At 75.2% G+C, this 10,193-nt stretch carries 2 protein-coding genes; both read left to right on the forward strand.

What is annotated here, in order from left to right; genetic code table 11:
- Positions 1-39: 39 nt before the first annotated feature.
- Complete coding sequence (locus AMK19_RS32730) at positions 40-6,417, forward strand: non-ribosomal peptide synthetase (protein ID WP_073818961.1); 6,378 nt, start codon at positions 40-42, stop codon at positions 6,415-6,417.
- Positions 6,414-10,193: condensation domain-containing protein (locus AMK19_RS32735; RefSeq protein ID WP_143200527.1), on the forward strand; the 3,780-nt coding region annotated here is incomplete at its 3' end. The genes AMK19_RS32730 and AMK19_RS32735, both read left to right, overlap by 4 nt.

A 10,193-nucleotide genomic window follows, 5' to 3' on the forward strand; every position in this document is an offset into this window, starting at 1 on the left:
GCAAGTCCGTGTGTTGAGGATCGATCGGGGAGACGGGAAATGGGTGCGTCCGAACGGGACCCCTGGGAGCTGATGTCCGGCCAGCTCGGCGTCTGGTACGCCCAGCAGCTCGCGCCCGGCAATCCGGCCTACAACATCGGCGAGTACACCCGGATCCGCGGCGACCTGGACGCGGCCCGGTTCCTCCGGGCGCTGCGCCGGACCCTCCGGGAGGCCGAGACCTACCGGCTGCGGTTCCGGCTCGACGGCGACACCCCGCGCCAGTATCTGGACGACCCGGCGCAGGTGCCGCTGCACGTCGTCGACCTCGCTGCGGAACCGGACCCGATGGGCGCGGCCCGGCGCTGGATGCGCGCCGACCTGGACCGCCCGATCGACCTGCTCGCGCAGCCGGCCGCCGCACACGCCTTCCTCACCCTCGGCGACCGCGACTTCGTCTGGTACCAGCGCGCCCACCACATCGTGGTGGACGGCAACGGCCTGTCGCAGTTCGCGGACCGGCTGGCCCAGGTCTACGCCGCACTCGGCGACGGCACCGACCCCTCCGCGCACGCCCTGCCGCCGGTCTCGGTGCTGATCGAATCCGAACGCGCCTACCGGGACTCGCCGGACCGGCAACGCGACCGGGTGTTCTGGACGGCGGCGTTCGCGGACCACCGGGCCGCCGACGGTACGGACGCCGCCTCCGCCCGACAGCTCGCCGACCGGGCCGCCACCCACCACCGGCCGGTGGACGCCGGGCGGACGGCCGCCCTGCGGGCCGCCGCCGGGCGCCTGCGGGTCAGCCCGGCCGCGCTGCTGATCACCGCCGCGGCCGTCCAGCAGCACCGCAGGACCGGGGCCCGCGAGGTCGTGCTCGGCGTCTCGGTCAACGGACGCACCAGCATGCGCGAGTTCGGAATCCCCGGCATGACGGCCAACATCATGCCGATCCGGGTCGAGGTCCGTCCGGACCTGCCACTGGAGGCACTCGCCCACCGGGTGCAGCGGGCGGTCCACGGCGCCCTGCGCCACCAGCGCTACCCGTACCCGGACCTGCTGCGCGATCTGCGCATGGTCGGCGGCTCCCAGCTGTACGACCTGGTGGTCGACGTGATGCTGCGCGACCGGCCGCTGAGGTTCGGGGACTGCGTGGCCAGCAGGGTGAGCCTGTCCGGCGGCCCGGCCGACGACTTGAAGATCCACATTCTCGGTGACTACCGCGGCGGCGGCCTGCAGGCCTTCGTCGAGACCAACCCGGACCTGCACGGCCCGACGGCCGGCCGGGAGATCGGTTGCCGCTTCCAGGCCGTCCTGGACCACCTCGCGGACGCGGACCCGACCGCCCCCGTCGGCGCGGTTGACCTGCTCGACGCGGACGAGCGCCGCCTGCTCGTGAAGACCTGGAACGACACCGCGGTCACCGGCCCCGCGCTGCCGGTGCCGTCGCGGTTCGCGGCGCAGGCCGCGCGGACCCCCGACGCGGTCGCCGTGGTAGCCGGCCCGGTGCGGCTCTCCTACGCGGAACTGGATGCGCGGGCCGGGCAGTTGGCGCGACACCTGGCGGCCCGGGGGATCGGGCGGGAGTCCGTGGTCGGCCTGTGCCTGCCGCGGGGCGCCGCGACGCCGGTCGCGATCCTGGCGGTGTGGAAGGCCGGTGCAGCCTACCTCCCGCTGGACCCGGCCCACCCCGTGGAGCGGACCGCCGGGATGCTTGCCGACAGCGGGGCCGCCCTGGTGCTGACCGAGACCGCGCTGCTCGACCGGCTGCCCGTCGATCTGGTGCCCACCCTCCCGCTGGACGACCCCGCGGTGTGCGCCGAACCCGTCACCGGCACCGGCGAGCCGTGCGAAGTCGAGCCGCTGGAAGGCCAGTTGGCGTACGTGATCTACACCTCCGGATCGACCGGCCGGCCCAAGGGTGTGGCGGTGACGCACGGCGGCCTGGCGAACTACCTGGCACGGATGCCCGAACAGATCGGGTACGACGGCCCGGGCCACCGGTTCGCGCTGTTGCAGCCGACCGTGACCGACCTGGGCAACACCGTGCTGTTCGCGAGCCTCGTCCAGGGCGGCGAACTGCACCTGCTGGACGAACAGGCGGTGACCGATCCCGAGGCGGTGGCGGACTATCTGACGCGCCACCGGATCGACTGCGTCAAGGTGGTGCCCTCGCACCTGGCGGCCCTGGCCGCCGCCGTCGGCCCGGGCGCCCTGCTGCCGGCCCGCTCCCTGGTGCTCGGCGGCGAGGCGGCCTCCCCGCAGCTGGTGGGCGAGCTGCTCGCGGTGGCGGGGGAGCGCGGCGTGTTCAACCACTACGGCCCGACCGAGACGACGATCGGCGTGGTCGCGGGGCGCCTCGACCCGGAGTCGACGGCCCGCGGCGAGGTGCCGCTCGGCAGCCCGGTCGCGAACATGCGGGTGTACGTCCTGGACGCCTCGCTCCAGCCGGCGCCGGTGGGCGCGGTCGGTGAACTGTACGTGGCGGGCGCGCAGTTGGCCCGGGGCTACGTGGGACGCCCGGGAGCGACCGCGGAGCGGTTCACGGCCTGCCCGTTCGTGGCGGGCGAGCGGATGTACCGGACGGGGGACCGGGTCCGCCGCAGCGCGGACGGGCGGCTCCACTACCTGGGACGGGCCGACGACCAGGTGAAGGTGCGCGGTTTCCGGGTGGAGCCGGGCGAGGTCCGCGCAGTGCTCGCGGGACACCCGTCGGTGGCGCAGGCGGCCGTGGTGGTCCGGGAGGACCTGCCGGGCGACCGGCGCCTGGTTGCCTACGTCGTTCCCGCCGCCGACGCGCACACCCCGGCGGGCCCGCCGGCCGAACAACTGCTGGCGTTCGCCGCGAAGCGGCTGCCCGGCCACCTGGTGCCCTCGGCGGTGGTGGTGCTCGACGCGCTGCCGCTGACGGCCGCCGGAAAGCTGGACCGCGCCGCCTTGCCCGCCCCGGATCGCCCCGCCGCCGGCCGCCCCGCCGAGCGCCGCCCCGCCACCGCGCAGGAGGAGATCCTCCGCGGGGTGTTCGCCCAGGTGCTGGGCGTGCCCGAGGTCGGCGCGGAGGACAACTTCTTCACCCTCGGCGGGCACTCCCTGCTGGCGATCCGCCTGATCAGCCGGATCCGTGTCCTGTTCGACGTCGAACTGCCGATCCAGGTGTTCTTCGAAGCCCCCACGCCCGGCCGGATCGCGGCCTGGCTGGCCACCGCCGCCCGCGGCCGGGCACCGCTGGCGCCGATGCCGCGCCCCGACCGGCTGCCGCTCTCCCCCGCCCAACGGCGGCTGTGGTTCCTCGCCCAACTGGAGGGCGCCGCCTCCGCCTACACGGCCGCCGTGCCCGTCCGGCTCGACGGGCCGGTGGACCGGGCCGCGCTGGCCGGGGCGCTGCGCGACGTGATCGGGCGGCACGAGGCGCTGCGCACGCTCTACCCGGTGCTGGACGGCGAGCCCTCCCAGCGGGTGCTGGCCCCCTCCGAGGTCGACTTCGACCTCGCCGTCGTCCCGGTGACGGTGCCGGAGCTCCCCGCCGCGCTCGCCGCCGCGTCCGACCAGCCCTTCGACCTGGCGGTCGACCTCCCACTGCGGGCCGACCTGTTCGTGCTCGACGACCGGGAGTCGACCCTGCTGCTGACGGTCCATCACATTGCGGCGGACGGCTGGTCGACGGCGCCACTGGCCCGTGACCTGTCGCTGGCCTACGCGGCCCGCCGCACGGGCCGGGCGCCCGCTTGGGAGCCGCTGCCGGTGCAGTATGCGGACTACGCGCTGTGGCAGCGCGACCTGCTGGGCGACGAGCGCGACCCGGACAGCGTGCTGGCCCGGCAGATCGCCCACTGGCGCGAGACGTTGGCGGACCTGCCGCAGGCGCTGGAGCTGCCGGTTGACCGGCCGCGCCCGGCACGCGCCTCCCACCGGGGCCTCCGGGCCGACTTCGAGGTCGATGCCGAAACGCACCGGCGCCTGCGAACCCTGGCCCGCGACCACGGCGTCACCCTCTTCATGGTGCTGCAGGGCGCCCTGGCCGTGCTGCTCAACCGGCTGGGCGCGGGCACCGACATCCCGATCGGTACGGCCGTCGCCGGCCGTACCGACGAGGCGGCGGACGACCTGGTCGGATGCTTCGTCAACACCCTGGTGATCCGCACCGACCTGACGGGCGATCCGGCCTTCACGGACCTGCTGGCGCGGGTCCGCAGCCGGAGCCTGGATGCGTTCGCCCACCAGGACGTGCCGTTCGAGCGGCTGGTCGAGGAGCTGGCCCCGGTCCGCTCGATGGCGCGCCACCCGCTGTTCCAGGTGCTGCTCACCCTCCAGAACACCGCCGAGGCGGTGCTTGACCTGCCCGGGGTGCGCGGCCGCGGGCTGACGGTCGAGGTGTCGGCGGCCAAGTTCGACCTGGACGTCCTGGTCGGCGAGGTCTTCGACGAGCATGGCGCCCCGGCCGGTCTGCACGGGGTGCTGGTCGCCGCGGCGGACCTGTTCGAGACGGAGACCGCCGCCCGGATCGCCCGGCGGTGGACGGGGGTGCTCGACCTGCTGGCGGCCGACCCCCACACCAGGGTGGGCGCGGTCGACGTGATGGACCCGGCGGAGCGCCGGCAGGTGGTGGCGGACTGGAACGACACCGCGGTCAAGGTGCCGACCGGGACGCTCCCGGACGCGTTCGCCGAGCAGGTGGCGCGGACGCCCGACGCGGTCGCGGTGGTGGCCGACGGCGCCTCGCTGACGTACACCGAACTGGACGCGCGGGCGAACGGGTTGGCGCACCGGCTGGCGGACCGGGGCGTCGGCCCGGAGTCGGTGGTGGGCGTGTGCCTGGAGCGCGGCGTCGACCTGGTGGCCGCGCTGCTGGGCGTGCTGAAAGCGGGCGCCGCTTACCTGCCGGTGGACCCGGAGCACCCGGCGGAGCGGATCGGCCACCTGCTGGGCGCCGCGGGCGCGCGGACGGTGGTCACCTCCGCGGCGCAGCGGGCGCGGGTGGCGGACTTCGGTGTGGACTCGGTGGTGCCGGACGGCGCCGGGGCGGCGACGCCGTCGGCGGTGGCGCTGCTGCCGCGGCACCCGGCCTACGTCCTCTTCACCTCGGGGTCGACCGGCCTGCCCAAGGGCGTGGTGGTCGCGCACGAGTCCATCGTGAACCGGCTGTCGTGGATGCAGGCGCGCTACCGGCTGACGGCCGCCGACCGGGTGCTGCAGAAGACCCCGTTCGGGTTCGACGTGTCGGTGTGGGAGTTCTTCTGGCCGCTGCTGGAGGGCGCCGCGCTGGTCCTGGCCAAGCCGGGCGGGCACCGCGATCCCGGGTACCTGGCGGAGCTGGTCCGTACGGCAGGGGTGACCACGGCGCACTTCGTGCCCTCGATGCTGGAGGCGTTCCTCGCCGAGCCGACCGCCACCGGCTGCGGCGGCCTGCGCCGGGTGGTGTGCTCCGGTGAGGCGCTGACCGCCGGGGTGCGCGACCGGTTCTTCGAGGTGCTGCCGACCGTGGAGCTGCACAACCTGTACGGGCCCACCGAGGCGGCGGTGGACGTGACGGCGTACCAGTGCCGGCCGGACCGGCCGGGCGCGCCGGTGCCGATCGGAGCGCCTGTCGCCAACACCCGGACGTACGTCCTGGACCCCGGGCTGCGCCCCGCGCCGGTCGGCGTGCGCGGCGAACTGTACGTCGCGGGCGTGCAGTTGGCGCGCGGCTACGCGGGGCGCGGCGGCCTGACGGCGGAGCGGTTCGTGGCGAACCCGTTCGAGGCCGGCGGCCGGATGTACCGCACCGGCGACCTGGCGCGGTGGAACGCGGACGGCCAACTGGAGTACCTGGGGCGGACGGACGAGCAGGTGAAGATCCGCGGCCTGCGGATCGAGCCGGGCGAGGTGCAGGCCGCGGTGGCCGCCTGCCCGCGGGTCGCCCGGGCCGCCGTGGTGGTCCGGGAGGACACCCCGGGCGACCCGCGCCTGATCGCCTACGTCGTCCCCGGCCCGGGCCCGGTTGGCAGTGAACTCGCGGACACCGTAAGGGCGTTCGTCGGGTCCAGGCTGCCGCGCCAACTGGTCCCCGCCGTGGTGGTGCTGGACGCGCTGCCCGTCACGGTGAACGGCAAACTCGACCGCAAGGCCCTGCCCGCGCCCGACTTCGCGGCGCTCGCGGGCGGCGGCCGCGCACCGGCCGACGACCGGGAGGCGGTGCTGTGCGAGGCCTTTGCCCGGACGCTCGGCCTGCCGGCCGTCGGGGTGGACGACGACTTCTTCGCACTCGGCGGGCACTCCCTGCAGGTGATGCGGCTGGCAAGCCGGGTGCGCACCGCCATGGGCGTCGACGTGCCGATACCGGCGCTCTTCGAGGCCCCCACCCCGGCCGGACTCGCGGCCTGGCTCGCCGACCGCGCCGGGGAGCAGCGGAAGGCCAGGCCCGCACTGCGGCCCATGCGTCGGCAGGAGGAGACCCGATGATCCCGTTGTCGTCCGCGCAGCGCCGGCTGTGGTACCTCGCACAGCTGGAGGGGCCGAACGCCGACTACCACAACCGGCTCGCCGTACGGCTGACCGGCACCCTCGACCGGGAGGCGCTGGCCGCGGCCCTGCGGGACGTGATCGGCCGGCACGAGGTGCTGCGCACGGTGTACCCCGCCGTCGACGGCCGGCCCCGCCAACAGGTCCTGGCCGTCGATGAGTTGTCCTGGGAGCCGGCCGTGGTCCGGGTCGTGGGCGCGGAGCCCGCGACCGGCACCCTGCGGACCCTGGAGGAGCTCTGGGCGGACCTGTCGGCCGACCTGCCGGCTGTCGAGCCGGCCGCCGACCTGCCGGGCGAGAGCGTCACGGCGGCGGAGCTGGCCGGCGCGGTGGCCCGGGCGGCCGCCCACGCCTTCGAGCTGGCGACGGAGATCCCGATCCGGGCCTGGCTGTTCGTCGTCCACCCGGAGGAGCACGTCCTGCTGCTGGTGGTCCACCACATCGCCTGGGACGAGTGGTCGACGGGCCCGCTGGCCCGTGACCTGTCGGAGGCGTACGCGGCCCGCCGCGCGGGCCGGGCGCCGCAGTGGGAGCCGCTGCCGGTGCAGTACGCCGACTACACGCTCTGGCAGCAGGAGGTGCTCGGCGACGAGGCCGACCCGCAGAGCCTGCTGAGCACCCAACTGGCCTACTGGAAGCGGACCTTGACCGGCTCGCCGGAGCTGCTGGAGCTGCCGTTCGACCGGCCGCGCCCGCCCGTCGCGTCGCACCGCGGGCACAGCGCGGTGCTGCGGATACCGGCCGGGACGCACCGGCGGCTGGCGGAGCTGGCGCGGGAGCGCGGCGCCACCCTGTTCATGGTGTTGCAGGCCGCGCTGGCGGTGACGCTGCACCGGGTCGGCGCGGGCGCCGACATCCCGATCGGCGCGCCGGTCGCCGGACGCACCGACGAGGCTCTCGACGATCTGATCGGCTTCTTCGTCAACACCCTGGTCGTCCGCACCGACCTCTCCGGCGACCCGACGCTCGGCGAGGTGCTGGACCGGGTCCGGGCCGGCACGCTGAGCGCCCTCGGACACCATGAGGTTCCGTTCGAGTCCCTGGTGGAGGCGCTGGCCCCGGCCCGCTCGGCCGCCCATCATCCGCTGGTCCAGGTCATGTTGACGGTGCAGAGCAGCACGACGGCGGCCGCCGGGCTGCTGCGGGCGCCGGGATTGCGCTCCGACGAGCTGGCCCTCGGGGCGCCGAGCGCCAAGTTCGATCTCAACCTGGTCCTGGGCGAGGCCTTCGACGCCGACGGTGCCCCGGCGGGCCTCCGCGGCGTGCTCACCGCTGCCGCCGACCTGTTCGACCCGGACTCGGCGGGACGGCTCGCCACCCGGCTGACCCGCGTGCTCGAAACGCTGGCCGCGCAGCCTCACACCGCACTGCACGCCGTGGACGTCCTCGACTCCGCCGAACGCCGCAGCCTGCTTGGTGAGCGGCACGCCACCGACTGGATGCCGACCAGGCCGACCGTCCCCCAGCTGATCGCCGAACAGGCGGCGCGCACCCCCGACGGCGTCGCGGTGATCGCCGAGGACGCCCGGCTGACCTACGCGGAACTGGAACTGCGGGCGGCGGCGCACGCCCGCCGCCTGACCGCCCGGGGCGTCACCCCCGAAGCGGTGGTCGCCGTGGCAGTGCCCACCGCCGAGCTGGTGCCCGCCCTGCTGGCCGTCTGGAGAGCCGGTGCCGTCCACCTGGTGATCGAACCGGGTGAGCCCGCCGAGCGGATCACGGCGCTGCTGGCGGCCGCCGACCACGTGCTGACCACGGCCGAGTCGGCCGCTGCACTGCCGGCGCACCCCGCCGTCGTCCTGCTGGACGGCCCCGACGACCCGGCGGCCGGGGTGCCCGCGCACGTCCCGCTGCCGGACCAGGCGGCCCGGCTGGCCCGGTCGGCCGACCGGCCCGGGGTGCTGAGCACGCATCGGGCCCTGGTTGACTGGCTGGCCGCACGGCAGTCGGAGCACCCGCTCCGGCCCGCCGACCGGGTGCTCCAGCAGCGCCCGCTGTGGGCTGACGGGGCCGCCGCGGAACTCTGGTGGCCGCTGGTGTACGGCGCCGCCGCCGTCCTGGTGCGGCCGGACGGCCACCGGGACGCCCCGTACCTGGCGGAACTGATCCGCGACCGGGCCGTGACGGTCGCCCAGCTCACCCCCACGATGCTCGAACTCCTGCTCCACGAACGGGCCGTGACGGCGGGCACAGACCTGCGGACGGTGTTCTGCGCGGGCGAGGCTCTGCCGTCACCACTGGCCGAACGCGCCCGCACGACGCTGAACGCGCGGGTGCTCCCGCTGCACGCGCCCGCCGACGCCGAACTGGAACTCACCGGCGGCCCGGCGGCCACCACCCGCGTCCACCTGCTCGACCGGCACCTGTCCCTGGTCCCGCTCGGCGTGGTCGGCGAACTCTACGTCGCAGGGCCGCAGTTGCCGCGCGGCCTGGCCGGATGCCCGGGCCCGACGGCGGAGCGGTTCGTGGCCTCGCCGTTCGAGCCCGGCGCGCGGATGTACCGCACCGGCGACCGGGCCCGCCGGACCGTGGACGGCGAGCTGGTGTTCGCCGGGCGGACGGACGGGCAGGCGAGGTCCCGCGGCCTGCGGATCGACCCGGCCGAGGCCGAAGCCGTACTGGCCGGCCACCCCGCCGTCGCCCGGGCGGCGGTCGCGGTCCGCGGCGGCGCCCTGGCCGGCTACGTCACCCTGCTGCCCGGGGCGGAGCGAACCGCCGAACCGGACCTCCTGGACTTTCTGGCCGCCCGGCTGCCGGAGTACCTGGTGCCCGCGACCGTCACCGTCCTGGATGCACTGCCCCTGACCCCGGACGGGCGACTGGACCGCGCCGCGCTCCCCGACCCGGCCCAGGCCGCCGCCGCCGACCGGACCCGGGAGAGTGGACGGGCACCGGCCACGGCACAGGAGGAGATCCTCTGCGAGGCCTTCGCCCACGCCCTCGGCGTCGAACGGGTCGAGGTCGAGGACAACTTCTTCGCGCTCGGCGGTCACTCCCTGCTGGCGGTCTCCCTGGTGGAGTACCTGCGGGCCCGAGGCGTGTCGATCTCCATCCGCACCCTGCTGCGCAACCCCACACCCGCCGCCCTGGCGGGCGCGGCCGGCCCGGCCCCGGTGACGGTGCCGCCCAACCTGATTCCGGCGGGCGCGGTGGAGATCACCCCGGAGATGCTGCCGCTGGTGGAGCTGGACGAGACGGAGATCGCTCGGATCGCGGCCGCGGTGGAGGGTGGTGCGGCGAACATCGCGGACGTGTATCCGCTGGCGCCGCTCCAGGAGGGCATTGTCTTCCACCACCTGATGGCCGATCAGGACGCGGTCGACGTCTACGCGATGCCCATAGTGCTCGCCTTCGACTCCCGCAGGCGCCTGGAGTCGTTCCTCGACGCCTTCCAGGTGGCCGTCGACCGGCACGACATCTACCGCACCGCGATCGTGTGGGAGGGCCTGCGCGAGCCCGTCCAGGTGGTGCTGCGGCACGCCCGGCTGCCCGTCGAACATGTGGAGATCGACCCCCGCGGCGCTGACCCGGTCGAACAACTGCTGGCGGCCGCGAGCACCCGGATCGAGCTGAACGAGGCACCGCTGATCCGGGTGCACACCGGGCAGGAGCCCGGCACCGGCCAGTGGCTGGGACTCCTGCGGATCCATCACCTGGTGCAGGACCACACGACGATGGAGGTGTTGTTGGGTGAGTTGCGGGAGTTGATGGCGGGT

Origin of the sequence: Kitasatospora sp. CB01950, from assembly GCF_001905465.1 — a bacterium.
Classification (GTDB): Bacteria; Actinomycetota; Actinomycetes; order Streptomycetales; family Streptomycetaceae; genus Kitasatospora.

Excerpts from the sequence above, each read along its gene's own strand:
- AMK19_RS32730 (WP_073818961.1), top strand. The coding sequence starts at position 40 with ATGGGTGCGTCCGAACGGGACCCCTGGGAGCTGATGTCCGGCCAGCTC.